This window comes from Sedimentibacter sp. (assembly GCF_032080165.1).
GTDB lineage: Bacteria > Bacillota > Clostridia > Tissierellales > Sedimentibacteraceae > Sedimentibacter.
In genome coordinates, this window is record NZ_DAMASY010000001.1 from 332,574 (window position 1) to 353,163 (window position 20,590).

The 20,590-nt window shown below is 33.3% G+C and carries 21 protein-coding genes; 6 read left to right on the forward strand and 15 right to left on the reverse strand.

Going from position 1 to position 20,590, the window contains the following annotated elements:
- Positions 1-2 precede the first annotated feature (2 nt).
- Both dapF and RT412_RS01515 read left to right on the forward strand, forming a co-directional pair.
- Entirely contained in the window at positions 3-839 is an 837-nt protein-coding gene (gene dapF, locus RT412_RS01510; protein ID WP_313339623.1) for a diaminopimelate epimerase, read from the forward strand.
- Between the two features lie 24 nt (positions 840-863).
- Positions 864-2,120: a dicarboxylate/amino acid:cation symporter gene (locus tag RT412_RS01515; protein ID WP_313339626.1), complete on the forward strand. Its 1,257-nt coding sequence runs from the start codon at positions 864-866 to the stop codon at positions 2,118-2,120.
- 59 nt (positions 2,121-2,179) lie between these two features.
- Here RT412_RS01515 and RT412_RS01520 read toward each other — a convergent pair whose 3' ends face one another.
- From RT412_RS01520 to RT412_RS01560, 9 genes are all read right to left on the reverse strand, one after another.
- A complete protein-coding gene (locus RT412_RS01520) occupies positions 2,180-3,115 on the reverse strand; it encodes an EamA family transporter (RefSeq protein WP_313339629.1) in 936 nt (311 codons plus the stop codon).
- Between the two features lie 130 nt (positions 3,116-3,245).
- Entirely contained in the window at positions 3,246-4,610 is a 1,365-nt protein-coding gene (locus tag RT412_RS01525) for a B12-binding domain-containing radical SAM protein (protein ID WP_313339633.1), read from the reverse strand.
- A 47-nt stretch (positions 4,611-4,657) separates the two neighbouring features.
- A complete protein-coding gene (locus RT412_RS01530; protein WP_313339636.1) occupies positions 4,658-5,980 on the reverse strand; it encodes a radical SAM protein in 1,323 nt (440 codons plus the stop codon).
- The gene (locus RT412_RS01535) at positions 5,980-7,344 is read right to left on the reverse strand and encodes a B12-binding domain-containing radical SAM protein (protein WP_313339639.1); all 1,365 of its coding nucleotides are present in this window, start codon (positions 7,342-7,344) and stop codon (positions 5,980-5,982) included. The genes RT412_RS01530 and RT412_RS01535 overlap by 1 nt, the downstream gene beginning before the upstream one ends.
- Positions 7,338-7,961 (reverse strand): class I SAM-dependent methyltransferase, encoded by a 624-nt coding sequence (locus RT412_RS01540; RefSeq protein WP_313339642.1) that lies wholly within the window; start codon positions 7,959-7,961, stop codon positions 7,338-7,340. The genes RT412_RS01535 and RT412_RS01540 overlap by 7 nt, the downstream gene beginning before the upstream one ends.
- A 32-nt stretch (positions 7,962-7,993) precedes the next feature.
- Positions 7,994-9,274, reverse strand: coding sequence for a B12-binding domain-containing radical SAM protein (locus RT412_RS01545; protein ID WP_313339645.1), 1,281 nt, complete (start codon positions 9,272-9,274; stop codon positions 7,994-7,996).
- Between the two features lie 9 nt (positions 9,275-9,283).
- Entirely contained in the window at positions 9,284-10,243 is a 960-nt protein-coding gene (locus RT412_RS01550) for a hypothetical protein (RefSeq protein WP_313339648.1), read from the reverse strand.
- Positions 10,230-11,321 (reverse strand): hypothetical protein, encoded by a 1,092-nt coding sequence (locus RT412_RS01555; protein WP_313339650.1) that lies wholly within the window; start codon positions 11,319-11,321, stop codon positions 10,230-10,232. Before RT412_RS01555 ends, RT412_RS01550 begins: the two co-directional genes overlap by 14 nt.
- A 19-nt stretch (positions 11,322-11,340) precedes the next feature.
- Positions 11,341-12,018, reverse strand: coding sequence for a CDGSH iron-sulfur domain-containing protein (locus RT412_RS01560; protein WP_313339652.1), 678 nt, complete (start codon positions 12,016-12,018; stop codon positions 11,341-11,343).
- Between the two features lie 148 nt (positions 12,019-12,166).
- On the opposite strand from RT412_RS01560, the gene RT412_RS01565 reads away from it, so the two are divergent.
- On the forward strand, positions 12,167-13,156 hold the full coding sequence (locus RT412_RS01565) for a zinc-dependent alcohol dehydrogenase family protein (RefSeq protein WP_313339983.1): 990 nt from the start codon (positions 12,167-12,169) through the stop codon (positions 13,154-13,156).
- 25 nt (positions 13,157-13,181) lie between these two features.
- Here RT412_RS01565 and RT412_RS01570 read toward each other — a convergent pair whose 3' ends face one another.
- The 6 genes from RT412_RS01570 to RT412_RS01595 all read right to left on the reverse strand — a co-directional run bounded on the left by RT412_RS01570 (position 13,182) and on the right by RT412_RS01595 (position 17,659).
- Positions 13,182-13,787, reverse strand: coding sequence for a response regulator transcription factor (locus RT412_RS01570; protein WP_313339654.1), 606 nt, complete (start codon positions 13,785-13,787; stop codon positions 13,182-13,184).
- Positions 13,788-13,791: 4 nt separating this feature from the next.
- The gene (locus tag RT412_RS01575; protein WP_313339657.1) at positions 13,792-14,886 is read right to left on the reverse strand and encodes a histidine kinase; all 1,095 of its coding nucleotides are present in this window, start codon (positions 14,884-14,886) and stop codon (positions 13,792-13,794) included.
- The gene (locus tag RT412_RS01580; protein ID WP_313339659.1) at positions 14,887-15,564 is read right to left on the reverse strand and encodes an ABC transporter permease; all 678 of its coding nucleotides are present in this window, start codon (positions 15,562-15,564) and stop codon (positions 14,887-14,889) included.
- Positions 15,561-16,286, reverse strand: a complete 726-nt coding sequence (locus RT412_RS01585; RefSeq protein WP_313339660.1) for an ABC transporter permease — start codon at positions 16,284-16,286, stop codon at positions 15,561-15,563. Before RT412_RS01585 ends, RT412_RS01580 begins: the two co-directional genes overlap by 4 nt.
- Complete coding sequence (locus tag RT412_RS01590) at positions 16,286-17,221, reverse strand: ABC transporter ATP-binding protein (protein WP_313339663.1); 936 nt, start codon at positions 17,219-17,221, stop codon at positions 16,286-16,288. The genes RT412_RS01585 and RT412_RS01590 overlap by 1 nt, the downstream gene beginning before the upstream one ends.
- Positions 17,222-17,374: 153 nt before the next feature.
- Entirely contained in the window at positions 17,375-17,659 is a 285-nt protein-coding gene (locus tag RT412_RS01595) for a hypothetical protein (RefSeq protein WP_313339666.1), read from the reverse strand.
- 213 nt (positions 17,660-17,872) lie between these two features.
- On the opposite strand from RT412_RS01595, the gene RT412_RS01600 reads away from it, so the two are divergent.
- From RT412_RS01600 to RT412_RS01610, 3 genes are read left to right on the forward strand one after another with little or no spacing between them, the layout of a single operon-like run.
- Positions 17,873-18,529: a Bax inhibitor-1/YccA family protein gene (locus RT412_RS01600; RefSeq protein ID WP_313339669.1), complete on the forward strand. Its 657-nt coding sequence runs from the start codon at positions 17,873-17,875 to the stop codon at positions 18,527-18,529.
- An 8-nt stretch (positions 18,530-18,537) separates the two neighbouring features.
- Complete coding sequence (locus RT412_RS01605) at positions 18,538-19,587, forward strand: homoserine dehydrogenase (protein ID WP_313339672.1); 1,050 nt, start codon at positions 18,538-18,540, stop codon at positions 19,585-19,587.
- A 48-nt stretch (positions 19,588-19,635) separates the two neighbouring features.
- Entirely contained in the window at positions 19,636-20,547 is a 912-nt protein-coding gene (locus tag RT412_RS01610) for an MBL fold metallo-hydrolase (RefSeq protein WP_313339674.1), read from the forward strand.
- Positions 20,548-20,590: the final 43 nt, after the last annotated feature.

A 20,590-nucleotide genomic window follows, 5' to 3' on the forward strand; every position in this document is an offset into this window, starting at 1 on the left:
TTATGGAATTTTATAAAATGCAGGGAGCAGGAAATGATTTTGTAATTATTAATAATATGAAATTAAATATCCCTGTAAACAAATTACCTTCAATTGCAAAAAAACTTTGCCAAAGAAAATTATCAATTGGAGCTGACGGCTTCATGGTGGTTGATTACCCTGAGGGAGAAGCTGATTTTAAGATGCGTTTTTATAATCGTGACGGCAGTATAGGTGAAATGTGCGGTAACGGCGCAAGATGTATTTCTCGTTATGCATATGTAAACAACATAGCAGGTAAAAAGATGACATTTGAAACAGGGGCAGGACTTATAAATTCTGAAGTATTAGAAGGACGTTTGGTTAAAGTTTTACTTAACAAGCCTGAAGTGATTAAGCTTAATAATGATATTGAAATAGACGGCATTAATTATGAATGTTCATATATAGAATTAGGAAATCCCGGATTGCCTCATGCAGTTGTTAAATATAATCTTCAGAATGCAGATGAAAACAAATTGCGTGAAGCAGGTATTAAGATAAGGCATTTTGAAGGTTTTCCCAAAGGAGCTAATGTTAACTTTTTTGAGGTATTAAATAAAAATGCTGCATTAGTAAAAACTTACGAAAGGGGGGTTGAAGACTTTACATTAGCATGCGGTACCGGCTCTGCATCAACTGCAGTTGCATTAATGTTAAAAGGTTATTTGAGTGGAGATAAAGCAAAAATTATAGTTGATGGCGGAGAATTATTTGTTGAAGTTGAAAGAACGAATAATAATATTAATAAACTGTACCTCATAGGTGATACAAATATAGTAGCAATTGGGAAAATAATGGATGAAGATTTAATTATTTAAAACAAAATATTAAGGAGAAATAATATGAGTACATCTAAAAAGACAGTATGGGAAAACTACAAATTTTCCATAACATTAATTGCTGCAATTGCAATTGGCAGTATAATTGGTATTATATTTGGTGAAAAAGCAATAGTATTGAAACCATTTGGAGACATTTTCTTAAATTTAATGTTTACAGCAGTAACACCTCTGGTATTTATTACAATTGCCAGTGCGGTAGGAAGCATGGTAAATATGAAACGTCTTGGTAAAATATTAGGAAACATGTTCCTGACATTTGTAGTAACCGGTTTAATAGCAGCTATTTTAATTATTGTGGTAGTAAAAGTATTCCCGCCAGCCCAAGGAGTAAACTTAGAATTACAAGCTGCTGATGAATTACAAAAATTATCATTTGCAGACCAAATTGTTGCGGCGCTGACAGTAAACGACTTCAGTAAAATTTTATCACGCTCTAATATGCTACCGTTAATTGTATTCTCAATTATATTCGGATACTGTGTAAGTGCTGTGGGCGGAGAAGACAATGTAGTCGCAAGAGCTTTAGATGCATTATCTAAAGTTATGATGAAATTTATAAGTGTAATTATGCTTTATGCACCTATAGGACTTGGAGCTTATTTTGCAAGCTTGATAGGTGAGTTCGGACCACAGCTTCTTGGAGCTTATGCAAGAGCAATGGCAGTATATTATCCATTATGTATTCTATACTTCTTCATAGCTTATGCAGCATATACATATTATGCAGGTGGCATGGATGCGGTAAAATCCTATTTTAAAAATATTATTGAGCCATCTGTTACATCAATTGCAACACAAAGTTCAATTGCAACTCTTCCTACAAACTTAAGGGCTGCTCAACGCATAGGTGTACCAAAGGATATCCGTGAAATTATACTTCCAATTGGTGCTACAATGCATATGGACGGAACGGTACTTTCATCTATATTAAAAATATCCTTCTTGTTTGGTATGTTTGGTCAGGAATTTTCGGGAATGGGAACATACCTTACAGCAGTAATGTTATCTGTATTAGGCGGAGTTGTAATGTCAGGTGTGCCCGGTGGCGGACTCATAGGAGAAATGCTTATAGTTAATATGTATGGATTCCCTGCAGAAGCATTCCCGATAATAGCAACCATAGGATTCTTAGTAGACCCGCCGGCAACATGGTTAAATGCTACAGGTGATACAGTTGCTTCGATGATAGTAACACGAATAGTTGAAGGGAAGAATTGGATGTCAAAAAAACTAACACAAAGCGAAGAAGTATTGTAGGTAAAATCGGTGACGGTTCTTTTTGCTTCCACAAAAGAACCGTTTCAATTTTTATTTTTTTACCCTTCATTTTTTACAGATTTACTCTCAAAATACTTTCTGAATATTCCAAAATCTAAATTTGAAGTTACTAATCCAATCAATATTATAATAACTCCTATCCACTGCATGCTTGAGAGCTGCTCATTGAGTACAATTCTTGCTGACATGAGAGCTATAACAGGAACCAACAGGGGAATAGGTGCTACTTTTCCCATAGGATATTTGCCGATAAGCATACTCCAAACTCCGTAGCCGAATAATGTTGCCCCTATTGCCAAGTATAAAACAGCAAATATTGATATGCCGCTAAAATTAGCCAACGCATTAATTATGTCTTGTGGTGTATCAAGAACAAATGCCAATACCATGAGCGGTATAATCGGAATCAGTGATGACCAGACAACCAGACTGAACATATCAAGCTTTTCGCCCTTTGCTTCCTCCTTGTCAGATGCAATTCGTGCAACTATGTTTGATGCTGACCAGAAAACAGGAGCTAATAAATTTAGTATGATTGCCAATACAGGTATTGCGTTGATACCGTCTCTGGCATTTGCCGCACCGATAATCAGGAGTCCCGCAGCTGCAATTACAAAACCGATAATTTGCTTAGTCTTAATTTTTTCATTTAAATAAAATACTGCCATTACCGGAGATATGAAAGCCTGTATCTGCAAAACTATGGATGCGATACTTGCGGGCATTCCGATTTCCATGGCATAAAACAAGCAGGCAAATTGTCCCACACCTACAAAGAGTCCGAAGAGCACAATATATTTTAACTCTGTTTTTGGTTTTTTAACAAAAAATACAGCAGGGAAAGCGGTAAATAAATATCTTAATGCAATTAACAGCATTGAAGGTACACCCTTAAGACCTAATTTAATTACGGTAAAATTAATACCCCACATGATTACAAGCAATGCTGCAAGCAAAATATCTTTTTTCTTCATAATGATTACCTTTCAATCAACGTATATAAGAACAATTATATCACTCAAAATTATATTATCAATTATAAATATAAATTTAACAAGAAATATGCTGCCATTCAAGTATTGTCATCCTGAACATTGAAGGATCTCATTGTGAATTAACCATTAATGTTACGTATTTCTTAACCGCCTTCAGTGACCCTTTTGTTATTCTAAAAATATTTTCTATTCCATATTTCTTTATCATTTCAGTGTTTTTATTTACAAATAAATTTACATACAAATTAGTTTTCAGCAATTCCAAGTAATATGCTTTCAAGCTTATTCCCGAAGGTTTTATCATTACCTGACCAAAGCTCCACTTTTCATAGTCATCGGCGCTGTAAAGCAATCTGTCTTTATAGTGCTCATACATAGCAAGGTTAGGGAAGGGCGTAAGTGGACTTATGGAAGTAATCTGCGGCTTTAAGCTCTTTATATAGCTTCTGAATAATTTAAAATCATTCCTTTCCCAATCAGGATGAGCCATAAAAGAAGCCCAGACGTCGATTTGCAGCTCTCTTAATATTTTGGCAGCCTCAAAATTATCCGATGTGCTTGATTTTTTATGATAGCTAACCATTTCATCATCATTGAAGGTTTCATAACCAACCAGCAATGCTTTCAGACCAAGCTTCTTAAGTTCCTTTAAATATTCCTTGTATTCAATTATACCTTTAACTGAGCCGTACATAATATAATTTTTATTTAGATTCAGTTCTTTGACAATTTTGATAAATGATACTATTTTTTCTTCATTTCCCAAAAAATCATTGTCCATAAACATTATTGTCGGTTCCTTAATGCTTGATAAATCCCTTTTAGTCAGCTTAATATCAATTAACTTTTCCTTTGCACCTTCAATTCTCCATCTGAGACAAAAGTCACATACCTTTTCGCATCCCGTGCCAAATTCCATAATCGCAGCAGGGCGGTACCCAAAGTAGGAATACTCATGCCGGTATTTTTCAGTTGAATTTCTGTCCGGCAGCATATATTCATTGCGGCCTTTTATTCCTGTTGATTGGTAGCTAAGCTTCTTCGACCTGATTCCGTCTATTAATTCAATTTGATTATCCTTTAAGATTTGCATTAATTTTGTTAAATTATCAGAGTTTGTAAATTCAAATATATGATCAACGGAAGCGTGATAAAAAGCCCCGGGATTTAAAAAGCTTTGAGTCCCGCCAACAAATGTTATAATTTTTGAATCCGTATTCTTTACTTCATCACAAAGCATTAAAACCTTATTTACATCGATACAAAGAGAAGTGATTCCCACTATATCAGGTCTATACTTAATTATTTTTTCAGATAAGCTTGTGTTTTCAATCATCATATCAAATATTTCAACATCATCTTTATGTTTCAATATACCATAAATCATTTCAAGCCCTAACGGTTCTGAGAACATAAAATCACTTAATGTAATTGCCTGCTTTATCCTTGGCGGTCTTACTAATAATATTTTCATAAATAACCCCTTTTATGTTATCCCGAGCGTAGAGATGGATCTCTCTTTTAAAATATATTCGGTGTTATTCTTCTGTTTATCTGATATCTGTAAAACAAATTCACAACACAATAAAATAAATATTTTCCCGGGGTTTTCAAAAATTCTCTGCGTATAATATTCCTTTTCAAAATGGATTTATAAGTGAACAGAGATTCGTATAAATCCCAGTAGGCTGATGTCAATTCCTCAGGTGTCATATTTTTAGGTTTATGAACGGCTTCAGTACCATCAAAGGAATATATATTATCGTTAATTAATCTGTCTTCAGCCACAATATCTTTAAAAAACTTAGTTCCCGGAATGGGTGTAAGAATATAAAATCGCGGAACAGAGATTTTATTTTCTTCTATAAAATCTTTTGTCATTCTTATGGATTCCAAGGTGTCTCCCTCTCCGCCTACCACCATTTCAGTTGAAACGTCAATTCCATGTCTTTGTATGTTCCTTATTAATTCAGGATATTTTGAAGGATTTGCCCAGCCCTTATTCATTCCTATTAAACTTTCCCGGGAAATACTCTCAAGCCCGAAGCTGAGTGTTGTACAACCGCTTTCGGACAATTGCTTTAACAGTTCATCATCCTTGCCGATTTTTATATCACATTGGCTCATCCACTCCATGTCAAGCCTTTTTATTTCATTTAACAATTCATGCAGATATTCTCTGTCGGAAAATATATTGTCATCTAACAGCAAAAATTTTTTAAAGCCCAATTCCTTAACCTGCTTTATATCCCTTACCACCTCATTCAGAGGTTTTTTGATGTAATGACCTTTATATAAGCATGCAACAGAACAGAAGCTGCATATGTTGGGACAGCCCCTGCCTGCTTGTACAGGAAGGAAATCTCCGATATTTTTGTCAACAATTAAATCAAATCGAGGTAAAGGTGTTGAAAAGAATCCTTTCTCTAAATTCTTTTCATATATATTTTTGAGTTTTCCTTTTTCATAATCTTCTAATAGTTCCTTCCACACTAACTCAGCATCGCCAACTACCACAGCATCGCAATATTTTAACGCTTCCTCCACCATAATGCTTACCATGTAGCCGCCTAATATCACTGTCTTTCCCATTTCTTTAAATCGCTTTGCTATATCAATAGATCTTATGACACCGTGTCCCATTGAGCTTATGCCTATAATATCAGCATCAGTATACCAGGGTATATCCTCTAATATTTCAAGTACAATTTCCGACTCCCAGTCATCAGGCATCATTGCCGCCAATAAAGGCATGGCAAGTCCCACAAAGTACAATCTGCTTTTCTTTATGGGCTTACGGTTTTGGTCATAGGGACTCGGTTGTATAAGCAATATCTTTTTCATTAATGTCCCCTCACAATCTTTTTTATATACTGCATACTTACAAAGCTGCTGCCTGCAAGCATTTTTAAGTTTGCCCTGAAACCGTACTTCTTTATTAAAAACAATAAGTGTTTTGGTCTCATAATAACCTTGTAATACGCCTTCAATAGCTGTGCATAAAATTTTCTTATACTCATAAATTCCGGTTTTAACACAACGTGCGCCATATCCCAGACCTCATAGCTTTCTCTTTTTACCAATAAATCCGAGGTATAAGAATCAAAAATATCAGTGCCCGGCAAAGGAGTCAGGGGCTGAAGATTGACAAATCTCACATCCATGCTTTTAAGCCATGTGGTAAGCTCATTAAAATCAGAAACCGTAAAATCCAAAGGTATAATCAATGTGGCATATAGCTCGATATCCAAGTCTCTTAAAATTTTAATGCACCTTTCATTTATATCCTTCGTGGTTCTTTTGTTATATGCCTCAAGGTCCTTAGAACGAACGGATTCTATTCCTACTATCACAGCCTGAAGCCCCACATCCTTTAATTCAGTTATTAATTCCTTGTTTTCCGCTATGAAATCAGCCCTGCCGTAAACCAAGAATTTTTTCTTTAAATTTCTGTTCCTGACACCTTCGATAAACTTTCTGAGTTTGTTTACATTAAATAAAAAATCATCGTCCACTATATATATTTCTTCTTCTGTGATTGCCTGAAGCTCGTTTAATACATCATCCATATCTCTCGAAAAGTACTTACCATCGGTTATTTCCTTACAAAAGCAGAAGGAACAGTTATACGGACAACCGAAGGAGGTTTTTATCAAAGCGCAAGGACTGTGAAACATATAGTAATAATGCTTGCGGTATTTTGAAACCGAACTTCTGTCGGGATGCTTATGGTTAAAGCTGTCATTTTTGGCAGCCTGATTAATTTCATTTTTTATTTGTTTGACATCATTGCCCTTCAAAATCATGCTTAATGTTTTATTGAATCCATCTATGCCATTTTTGCTGTAAACAAAATCAATATATTCGGAATTATAATCCTCAGGTACAACCTCTGCATGTACACCTCCAACACCTGTATAGATGAATGGCAGCATTTTTTTAGCAGTTCCGGCCATTTTCTTTATAATACCGACATGAGTAATATAACCAGTAAATAATACGAAATCAGGTTTATCCTCTGACAATATATCCTCATAGCTTTTCTTCTCAACAATTAAATCATAAATTTTGATTTGCACCTGATTTTTTATTTCTTCATTTACATTGGAAATCAAATATTCAAGCTCTAAAGGCTCACAAATCATAACGTGCTGAAGCCCGATTGTTTCATTGTGAGGTCTTGGGCGAATTAACAATACCTTCAACATATTACCGCCTTCTTTAATTTATATACCGCAATCCTCGGCATATAGATTTTTTCCTTAATAATTCCCAAGCTTTCCACCTTGAAAAAGGAAGAGATAATTTTTCGAAATCCCTCATCAGAAGGGTAATTAGCCGGTCCTGTGGTTAATTTAACAAAGCTTAAAATTAATTTATCATAAAAATTATTTCCACTGGCAAAACCAATTAGCAAATTACCGTCATCATTTAATAATTTGCTTAATTCCATCAATACTTTTTCCGGTTCCTTATAATAGGGAAGTGAATGTGTACAAATTATTAGATCGTATTTATCGTTTATTTTATATAATTCATCGGCATTCAATTTAATATGCTGAGCCATTTGATTCCTTGCTTGTGACATTTCAATCATTTTTTCGGAAAAATCTATACCTGTTATATTAAGATTATTAAACATGTGAGACATTTCATGTATTAATTGACCGGAACCGCAGCCTAAATCCAAAACCCTGATATTTTTATCTATATTCATATCAGAAATAGCTTTTAATACATAATCCCTTGTTGGCTTTAAAGAATATTTCTGAACCCAAAGCTTATCATATTTATCAGCCCAAAAATTCCATATACGTTCTTTCATAATAATCTCCTTACCGATTTTGTCATCATAGCCTATCTCCCTATGAATTTCCACACTCTCTTAGATTTTATCAATCTCACATGCACCCCATAAAACATCAAATAAAACAACCACTTAGGAAGGTTGGATTCAAGCACTAAGTGCATAAAATCAAACCTTTTCGGATTATCGGTTATTAATTCATCTTTCAACGACTCATAATCATTTGTGCCCTTTATGGGTGTAAAAATGGAAATCGTGTAAACCTCTATTTTATTTTTCTTCATAAACCTGTATAAATTTCTGAAATCCTTAATACTATATTCCGGATGCACCATAAAAAGTGCGGTTAAATCAATATTATTCTCTTTCAGTAAAGATATGATCTCAGGATAGTCAAGAGCGTTTGTAGTTTTTTCATAACCCTCTAATTCATCATTGTTTGTTGCTTCAAAGCCTACTATAACTTCCGAAAGTCCCGCCTCTTTCAGCAAAGGCAATAAATCCTTTTCTCTTAAAATAAAGTCAGCTCTCAGATATCCGATAATTTTAACCTTCAAGCCTTTTGATTTTATTATATCTATGAAATTCATCGCTTCATTTCTGTTGGGAAAAAGCACATCGTCCACTATCCAAAAATAATCGGCTTTAAGATTTTGCATTTCCAAAATCATCTTTTCAAAATTCGGCTTAACGTAATGTCTGTCATTCAGCTTTTTGCAATAGCAGTATGAACAATTATAAGGACAGCCGATGCTTCCTTTAACCAAGGCTACATTTCTTTTGTCAAGATATCGGAGTTTGCTTGACATTTGATAAAATAAACCTCTGTCAGGAAGAATACCTTCTTTTTCATACAAGGTCACTTTGTTTCCGTAAACCCATTTACCGCTGTTGGAATTTTCATCTTTGACATAAGAATCTACACCGGAGGTAATGCTATAATCCTGTCTGTTTATTTTATAAATCAGTTCCTTAAATGTACTTAAGCTTTGAGTATGACATACATAGTCGATTGCAGGAGCATAGAATTCATTTTTATTTCCTTGGATGTGAACACCGCCGACTATAATTTTAACGTGGGGATATTTGTTTTTATAATTTTTTGCATCCTTGATGATTTCATTTTCAGCAACGTTGTAGCCGGTAAGCACAATAACATCAGGTATAACTGAGGGTTCCTTTAATTTGAACAAATTATCAATTATATAATTTTCTATATTCATGCTGTCTAAAACAGATTTCAGATAACAAAGCTCCAAAGGTTCTGTTATAACCGGTTCAAATGCAGAAAATACGGTTTTTACCCTAACTTTTTTTAAAAATACAATCATAACTACCTTCTAATCTTTAAACACATGGTGTTTAATTTTATACGGCTTATACGAAAACAACGGCAATGCCATTTGAATAATGAAATTCAATAAAAAATTGCTGTGATGCACATATAAATATTTATATTGTTCTCTGCAGCCGATTTTTAATTTGCTTTCTTCAGCAGTCTGTCCAAATTCTATTGTCTTTACCTGCTTTTCAATTCCTTCTTCAATAATTTTAAGAAGCATATTATAGTATATATCATATAGCTTTATATCTTCTTTATTAAACCCGCCAAACAAAAAATAAAGAGTATCATCTATTGACTTTAACTGGATAAAGCCTATGACATCATCAGTATCCACATCTGAAAATTCATATATCTCAGCGTCATATTCTCTGAAAAAGTCCGGTGGTAATGTTTCTAATGGGTTTTCGGTCCTTTCCATTATGCTCAGATAAAGCTTGTAATGATCTTCATTGAATTTATTGTTGTCTATTTTTCTTATATTTAATTTATTTCTGAAGACGAGAGCTTTGTTTATACGCCTTCTGTACGGACTTCTTAAGCTGTTTAAATAATCATCAAAGGTTGAAAATTTGTTATCAAAAACAAAGGATGATAAAGTTTTTCCACCACCTTTTAAAAAATGGGTGCCGTTAAGGAGGATTTTTAATCCCTTCTTCTTTTTTATTATACTTTCAATTTTAACATGATTGCCAAAATAACCCTTCATGCAGACTGAAACAGGCAAGCCGATTATTTGAACATTAGCTTTTAAAGGGAACAAATTTCTGAAATTGAATAAGTTTAATTTATGAGAATATGAAATCAATAAACAGCTGTCTGTAAATTCATATTCCTGATTGCAGGGATTGACTTTTTCCAACAGCTTTAAAAGAGTCAGAAGCTCCTCCATTCGATTTTCATATATGAAGTGATAATGATTCGATTCAAAATCATTAATAGTTTTATATTTGCTCATTATTCAATACCTTGATGTATGCCTTATAGCGCTTAGATTCACAGTCAGCCCATTTGATGCCGAAGCTTTTAGATTTAGTATTATCCGATAAAATCCAACCGGATTCCATATAATCATACTTACCCCTGATGCATTTGAAGCAATAGTTGAACAGGCATAGTATTGCCCCTTTGCTTCTTTCACCCGGAATTACACCCATTTCCACAATTTTAAAGGTGTCTATTTTGCGGGAAAATAACTTGTTTTTAATAACAGTTTTTAAACCGACTGTTTCATTTGAACTCATTATTTGATTAAAATCCGGATACCAAAGCATAAAACCAACAGGAGTACTGTCTTTTTCAACAAAAAGTAAATTCTCCGGCTTAATTAAAAATCTTAGGTCCTTAAACAATTCGTAATCTTCTTCCTTTTTTCTTGGATAGTAAAATAAATGTTCTTTGAAGCTTAAATTGTTTATTTCGGTATATATTTCAGCTTCACGCTTTAAATTACTAAAATCGGCTTCTCTTACAGTATAAATTCCGTTTAATTTATCAACCATTTCATCGCTTAACAGCTTGTCCGTATTACGCATGTCTTTTTTGTAGCTTACCATTTCAATAGCTTCAAAATTATTAGCTGTAAAGAATTCGTGATAAAATTCAGGATTATGTGCCATACCAAAGCTTTGCTTTTTATTATAGCCGCTTGCCAAAAATCCAAGTCCGTAATTAACATGTATATTCAAAGAAGCACTTATTTTGTAAGCACCCTTTTCGTTTGCAAATTGTTCTGCTCTATTCAATATTAATTGAAATGCTTCCTGGTTTAATTCAGTGGCTTCAAAAAAACCAATCTGTACAAAATTCTGCATTCTATAAGCAAATGCTAAAATGCAAATCATTATTATTCTATTATTATCTATAACCATCAATGGTTCCAAATCCACTGATTTGCATAGCTCAGAGGTTCCATAAATCAAACCCTTTAACAATCCTGACATAGAATCCCTTTTAAGGGGATTATTTAAATATTGACTTTTATAAAAATTTAAAAACTTTCTTCTGTCTTTATCTGTTATATTGAATAATTTCATTGTTAGCTCCAATTTTTGCTTAACACTTGTCTCTGAACTTTATTTTAACATGGGCGGAATCGCAAAATGGTTTAATTTTAGATTTTCCGCAGCGGCAAAGTGTTTGTCTGTTTCTTACTTCATATATAACACCGTCAACTGACTCTATAGGTATATACCCCTTAACGTAAATAGGACCGCTGATATTCAATTCTTCGTCCTGAAGTATTTCTATAGAAGGTTTTAGCTCCGGTTCAATTTCTTTATTGTCCTTAGTGACTGCAAGCAATCTTCCTGCAGGGCATTCCACAGCTGCAATGACTGCTTCTTCTTTAAGATGCTCATCATGAGAATTTTCAGTCAGATCCCATGCATCTCCGTCGTTTCTGTGGCAAAACCGGGCATAGGCGCATCTGCCGTCATCCAGCAATGTGATTTCAGGTCCTTCAAATACTTCCGCACGCTCCTTAAACGGTTTTTTTGAAGCAGTTTCCGTTCCGTCAAATTTAATTTTACTGTGAGTTCCATCACAAAAAGGATGTTTTTTAGAGCGGCCGCATCTGCATAGTAAGTAGCTGTCAGTACCAATTAATTCTTCTCCATCCTTGTATTCGTATTGATTCCCGTTTAAAACAATAATTTTTTCACTTAAAGGAACATTGCCTGTAACCCTGTAAGGACCATTTTTTATAATTTTTATTTTTTGTTTATTATTCATAAACTTATCCTATCATAATTTTGTCTTTCACTGATTTTAGTTCAAATAATTATAACATACATTGTCAAATACGTAAAATGAGTTAAAATAAAATTTTTGGGTATAACTCATATATACTATTAATAAGGGAGCGATGCAATTGAAGGCAATGGTAATAAATAGAGTAGGTGGTCCGGAAGTTTTTGAAATGATGGATATAGATTTTCCTGAATTAAAACCGGGATATGTATTGGTAAAAGTGGTTGCAAGCAGTTTAAATCCTTTAGAAACTAAAATAAGATCCGGGTTAACCCCTGCAATTATTCCTCCATTCCCTGCAGTTCTTAATGCAGATTTTTCAGGATCTGTAATGCGAGTCAGTGAAGGTGTGGAAAAGGTTAAAATAGGGGATGAAGTTTATGGTTTCGTTGGTGGAGTAAAAAATGAATGGGGTGCATTAGCAGAATATATACTGGTGGATGAGGATTTATTATGTATCAAGCCAAGCAATTTAGATTTTTATGAGGCAGCAATGTTTCCATTGGTAGGCATCACTGCCTGGAGGGCAATTATTGAAAATTCTGATATAAAAACAAATGATAAGGTGCTTATACACGGTGCCGCAGGAGGGGTGGGACATATTGCGGTGCAATTGGCAAAATTATTGAACGCAAAAGTATATGCTACTGTTTCCGGCGAAGAAAAAGGAGAAATTGCTAAAAGCTTCGGGGCTGATTATATAATAAATTATAAAACAGAAGATGTTGAACAATATGTAAATAAATATACCGGAGGATCCGGCTTTGATGTTGTTTTTGATACAATCGGAGGCAATAATCTATTAAATAGTTTTAATGCAGTTAAGATAGGTGGTCTTGTTTTGACCACAAATACGAGAGTAACACTTGACTTAAGCTTAATGCACAGTAAATCAATAGCTCTTAAAGCAATATTTATGGTACTTCCTGTTATAACAAATGCAAACAGATACGAAATAGGCAATATTTTATATGAAATGAAAAACCTGATAGAAGCCGGCAATCTTAGAATTTTAAAAGATAAAAAGGAATTTAAATTTTCACAAATAGCCAAGGCACATGAATACTATGAATCAGGTCAGGCAACGGGGAAGATATTACTTATAAATGATTTACAATAATAACGTGCGGAATTTCCGTCCGTTATTAATTTGTTTTTGTTTGCCAATAGTATATTGCAAGCTGTGTTCTGTCACGCAGCTCAAGTTTTTCTAATATAATTGAAATATTGTTTCTCACAGTACCTTCTCCTATATAAAGCTGATTAGCTATTTCTTTGTTGTTCAGTCCGTTAGCTATGAGTTCTAATATATCATTTTCTCTTGGTGTCAACAGCTTTGATTTCTTGGACTCAGAAAAGCTTTTTAAAGCATCTTCACTTATAATCGGCAGACCTGCATATACTGCTTTAATAGTTGTTTTTTGCTTTTCCGTATCATCAGATTTCAATAAATACCCTGAAGCACCGGCTTGTAATGACTGGTGAATATTTTTATAATCATGAAAGGTAGTAAGCATTATAATTTTAATGTCAGGATTAATTTTCTTGATGGTTCTGCAGGCACTGATACCGTCCATAACAGGCATTTGAATATCCATCAGAACAACATCAACATTATTTTTTTCGCAAAAATCTACCGCTTCATTGCCGTTAAGAGCATGACCTGTTATTTCAAATTCATCATCTACAGATAAAATAATATCAAGGGATTCAATAATTATTTCATCATCATCTACTATCAGCAATTTCATGATATCACCTGCCATTTTCAATCGGTATAATAATTATTAGTTTAAAGCCGTCTTGTTTTTGAATACTTAAGCTCCCGTTTATCGCCTCTAACCTGCTGCGCATATATCGTAACCCATTTCCGCTTATTTTATCACTATTATCTTTTATACCATCATTTTCAATTACTAATTTAACTATATAATCTGTAACAGCAAGCTTTAGGGTTATATGTTCTGGGGTTGCATGCTTTGTAATGTTAGTTAAAGCTTCTTTGACAGATATTAAAATTAATTGCCATATATATGGTTTTAACTTTAAAATATCTCCGCTATGTGTAAAATCAATATGATACGTATATTTTTCAATTAAATAGGTTAAGTCACTAAAACCATGTTCCTGATAAGGTTCGATATATTTAACAGAATCCTTTAGTTGCTTTAGGGAATGTTCTATTTTTTTCTCTACCTTTTTCAGTGTATTTTGAGCTTGCTCCTGTTTATTGTTATCTATAAGTGCTTTATATGCCTTGATAGACAAATGTGCAGCTGTAAGCTCATGACCTAAGCTGTCATGCAGTATTTCAGCTATTCGTTGCCTTTCGGTAAGCCGGGATATTCTTTCGGTATCCTGATAGTCAGAAAGCAAGTGTGATTGAACTTGTTCTAACTCATAAATTCGTCTGCGCAGATTATCAGTCAGATTTATATTGTAAGCATTATCCCTTGACCACAGATATAGTATGGTTCCAAATATTATTGCCTGCATCAAAAGTAAATATAAAGTTTGATAGTTAAATACAAACCCTGTTATAATTATGGGAATCATATATATAAATTTATTTTTATAAGCAAAATAATACGCAAAGATAAATAAGAATAAATGTGCAGAAGGATATAATATAGAAATTAATATGATTATACCTTCATCGATTAGCATGTACTTCGGATTTAAGTCGAATCTCCATCTTAAAATCATACTAAAGACTGTAAAGATGAAAAGCAAAAAAACCATTGGACCGCTTACAGGTATTATTATGTTTAGCAATATAAAAAACTGCATTATCATAATTATCAAATATAATTCCTGTGGATTAACGTTCGATGGTTTCTTTGCTAACATTTAGTATCTCCTTATACTGCCAATCAGTAAGAATATTATTGAGTATAATGATAACACAAAAAGTGATATTATTACAATTTTAATATTACCCTCGTACAGTGAATCAAGTCCATAAGGAAGCCAGTAAGTGGGCAGAAATATTGTAATATTTTGAATCGTCTCCGGTATAACACGTAATGGCATTGATATTCCGCTTATTAAACACAAGACTGAGCCAACTCCTGAAAAAATACCAAATGCAAGATTATATGACTTAAAAAGTGAGTTCCAGAAGAAGCAAAATGCAACAGCCATTATATTAAATGCAAAATGCAGAGAAAAAACCAAAGCATAGTTAATAGCAATATCATTCCAATAAAGAGCAAATCCTATTATAAATATAATGTCTTGTACTGCAAGTATAAGCGCATAAGCTAACAAATGCGAGAACAAATAATTAATATAATCAATCGGAGATGCTGAAATACGAAGTATTATTTTATTTATGCGCTCCTCAACTATCGGCTTACATAAAAGGAAGCCGGTAAACAGACTAAGCATTCCATACAAGTATAAACCGTTTGGATAACCGTCTCCAATAGGTGGTATGAATATTAAAGCTATTGGTAAAATCAATATTAATAATAAATTAATGGGCTGAGAAATATTTCTCTGTAAGGCATGCTTAAATATAATCATAAAATCACCTTCTTACTTAGAGGTTTTATTGAAATATATAGAATCACTATTAATACTAACAGTGAGGTAACCCCTATAATTATATTTTTAATGTCTTCATTAATAATACCATATATTGCCGTATTAGCTAAAGACATTGGTGTAAGATAGTCTTTAAAAAGATTTAAAATTCTGTTATCCGGAAGTGGAAAGTATAACCCTGTCAATATAGGTGCAACAACACCATATAAGGACGTTATAGCAGTTGCGGTATTTACTTTTTTAGTTAAAAACAAAATTACTGAGCCAAGCAGCTGATTAAAAATAACTGAAATTAACATTACTATTAAAATAAGGACTAAGTTGTTAAATTTCGCATCGAGGACAATTATTGAAAAAAGGATAATTAACAATGTTTGTAAAAAACTTACTATAATGCCTGTAAACATTACAGACAAAACAATTTTACGGGGGTTAACCGGTGCTGCCAATAATCTGTCATGCATCGGCGTTAAAAAATCCTGTCCTAAGGTTTCGAAACTTATGGCAGAGCCATATATTTGAAATGTTAACGCGAAGCCAATGGTCAGTACAGTTGTTATATGGCTTAGGTCAGCTCCCAAATATCCAAATTGAGTTTTATTAATATAGGCAAAAAGAGCTATTAATAAAATAGGCAAAAATATGAGGATAAGATGTCCAATCAAATCTCTGCCGGAACGTAATAAATGAAATTTAAACATTATTCCACCCCATCTCTTAATTGTTTCCCTGTTAATGTTAAGAAAACATCCTCAAGATTTGGCTGCTTAGAGTTTACATTAATAATTTTCAGAGGAGCAAGTACTGTCACAATTTTATCTATAATAGAAACTCCTCCCGGCACAATAATATGATATTGATTATTCTTTATTATAACTTCTTTTATATCAGGAATTTCCAATAATTCTTTTCTTTGAGTTTCGCTTGAAATTGCAACATCAACTAAAATATGAGAATCTCCTTTTATGCGACCTATGAGCTCCTGCAGTGTTCCGGAGGCAATTACGTGTCCTTGGTCCATTATATAAACTCTGTCGGCAATGGCTTCCACCTCTTCAATGTAGTGAGAAGTATAAATGACACTCATACCTTCAGCAGCAGCTTTCTTAACAAATTCTAATATATAGTTCCTTGATTGAGGATCAATACCTACAGTTGGTTCATCCATAATCAGTAACTTTGGTCGGTGTAAAATAGAACATCCAATATTTAATCTTCTTTTCATACCTCCGGAAAAGCTACCTGGGCGGTCATTCAATCTTTCTTCCAATCCAATGATCTCAGCCACTTCATTAATTCTATCTTTTAATTCCTCCTTTTGTAAGCCGTATAAGCTTCCGAAGAACGCAAGATTTTCTTTGGCCGTCATGTCTTCATATATTGTTATTTCTTGAGTTACAAAACCTATTTTGCTTTTTATTTCTTTATTTTTTCCATCCTGTTTCATATTAAAAACAGATATATCACCTTCATCAATAGGAAGCAAACCGATTATTGCCTTTATACAGGTTGTTTTTCCTGCACCGTTAGGACCAAGAAGGCCAACAACCTCTCCTTCGTTTACTTTTAAAGATAGGTAATCTAACGCTAAGTTTTTACCAAATCTTTTAATTGCATTTTCCATATTTAAAATCATTTTTTTCACCTCAGTGACATTATAATATACCAAATTATTCTTTTTTAGTTACATTTGTAACTATTTTTAACATAAATAAAAATAGGCAAGTATTATACCTCCACTGAAAAAGTTAAGATGTCCCCGCCGCCTAAGAGGCGGGGACATCTTAATTTAGTTATTATCAAGTTTAATTTCTTCTATTTTTCTTTTCAGGTCATCAATATTTTGCAATGAATCAATTATTTTACCAATCAAATCTGCTACAGGGCTGTCAGGGTTATTTCTTTCTTGTTCAAATATTAATTTACCGATTTCAATATAGTATTGATTAATTTGTTTTTCTTCAGAAGATATCGCTGAATTAAGTTTAGTAGTTTCAGCAAAATCCTTTGCCTTTTCGGTTGCGGTACCGGCTGCATCACTGAGTTTCTTACCTAAATTATTTAAAAAAGCCATAACATCCACCCTTCCTAAATTTATTATATTTATTAATTTTATACCAATTTAATAAAATTTTAAACGAATTTTGTAAAACATTTATAATTTTTTAAGAAATATATAATATAATGAGAATGAGTTGAAAGATTTATAGGAAGGGTGACATACCTCTTTTTCACAGAGTTAGTCTTTGTGGGATAGGAGGAATGTCCCCATTTAGGAGGAGGAATTATGGATAGATATTATTACAATGAAAATTCTACTAATAATTTAATAAATAAAGTATTAGTAGAATTTTTTGGTTTGCTTTTAATATGCACTATCGGTATGATATTCGGATTAATGTTTGTACCGCCTCAATTTGCATTCATAGCAGGAATTGGGTCATTTATAGTTTTGCTGATAGCTGCAATAACCAAAAGAAGAGAATTTAAACCGCTTTCAAGATTAAATTGTTTTTCGGTAGCATTTTTGATGGGAATAAGCTTATATCCGACACTTATGTATTATTGGTCAGTTATGGGGTCATTCTTAGTCTTAGTATCATTGGGTATAACTACAGCTATATTTGGCGGCTTGGCATTATATTCATCACAATCCAAAAGAGATTTCACATTCCTTGGCGGCACATTGTTTGCAGGAATAATTGCTTTAATATTAATAAGCTTGATAGGATTTTTCATAAGATCAGATATATATCATCTTGCAATAGCATGGTTTGGTATATTGATATTCAGCGGTTATGTGCTGTATGACATTTCAATCATAAAGAACAGACCGTTTACAGAAGCAGACGTACCGGCTATAGCATTAAACTTATTCCTTGATTTTATTAACATTTTCATATATGTTCTAAGAATAGTTTCAAGATTCAGCAGAAGGGATTAGGGTGTATTATGATTACTAAAAATATTAAAATTGCAATATTAGGATTTGGAAATGCAGGAAAAGCATTTGCTAAGCTGTTGACAGAAAAACAGGAAGAAATATTTAATAAATTCAACTTGAATGTTGATGTAGTAGCTATTTCAACCAGGTCAAAAGGGTGTTTAGTCAATGAAAATAGAATAGACTTAATAAGTGCATTAAATGACTTGGAAAAATTGAATCATTTTGATGAAAGCAAGAGTGATTATAAAGAAATCAGTTCAATGGAAATTGCTGAAAATATCGATTATGATATTCTTTTTGAATTAACTCCGCTTCAAATATTTTCAGGACAACCTGCAATAGATCATATAAAAGCAGCACTAACAAGAAAGAAGCATGCAGTCAGCGCAAACAAAGGACCTATTGCTTGGGCATTTGAATCCTTGCGTGATTTAGCAGCTGAAAATGAAGTGCTATTTTACTATGAAACAACAGTAATGGATGGAACACCGGTATTCAACCTTGTGGATGAAACATTGAAATTCTGTAAGGTAACAGAAGTAAAAGGAATATTAAATTCAACCACAAATTTTGTTTTAGAAGAAATTGCAAAGGGAAAATCATACGATGAAGTTATAAACGAAGGAAAAAAAAGGGGCTTTGTAGAAGAGGACCCATCTATGGATATAGAGGGGTGGGATGCAGCAGCGAAAACAGCAGCACTTTTAAATGTCCTCATGGGAGCAAACATCACCCCTTATGACGTTGACAGAAAAGGTATAGAAGATATAACCTATGAACAAATCAAAGAAGCAGAAGATAGAGGCAATGTGATTAAGCTTATTGGCTATGGCGGTATGGAAAATGGCAAAGTTATTGCAAGAGTGAGACCGGAAGAAGTAGATAAAAATTCCCTGCTTGCAAGCATAACCGGAACAACGTCCATAGTCAGCATAACAACAGACCTGATGGGAACTGTATCTATAGTAGAACATGAGCCGGAAATAGAGCAAACAGCTTATGGAGTATTCAGTGATTTGATAAGAGTGTTAAGCAATAATTCATTGACAAATTAGATGTATTATAATAATATCAAGCAGGAATAAATGATTTGGAGATGAAAGATGAACACAATACAAGTAATGGGCAACACATATTGCATTGATGCGTGCAATTCTTATATACCGTTTTATAAATTAAATGAAAAAGATATCATCCTGTTAGATACAGGACACATACATGAAAGAGAAATAATAGAATCAGTTATAGAAGAAAATCAATATAATATAAAAGGCATCATTAACAGTCATGGTCATCCTGACCATGTGGCGAGCAACCAGTATTTCAAGGATAAATACGACTGTCCGATTGCTGCACCAATGTATGAAGCACAAATTTGCAGCTCAGCCATTAATCTTAAGGCATACTATAATGACAACACTCTTACGGAAATAAAAGACAAATACGGATATATGCTGTTTGAAACAGATGTTTATATAACAGATAAGCAAAATGAGATAAATTTTTGCGGAGTAGAATTTAAAATAATGCATACCCCCGGTCACAGTCCTTCACATATTTGTATTACGACTCCTGATAATGTTGGCTATGTGGCAGATGCTTTAATAACATATGAAATAATTGAAACAGCAAAAATACCCTTTGATTTTGTACTGTTGAAAGATTTAAAAAGCAAGGATAAATTATTAAGCTATGGCTGTGATATGTACATTGTTGCACATAAAGGAATATATGATGACATAACAAATCTTATAGCTGATAACATTGCCTTTTACATCCATAGGGCAGAAAAAACCTATGAATTAATTGACGGTAGAATGACAATGGGAGAAATAGTTAAGCAGGCTTCTATAAAATTCGATGTTAATTTAAACAATATATACAAATATGACTTAATTAGAAGAATGCTGCAATGCCATATAGATTATCTTTATGAAACAGGAAAAATAAGATTAGTTATCGACAAAGGCTTCAGAAAATACGAAAAAAATGTAGATTATGAAGGAATCATTTAGATTTATTACCTCATCTGACTTTGTCATCCGCCGCAGCGAAGGA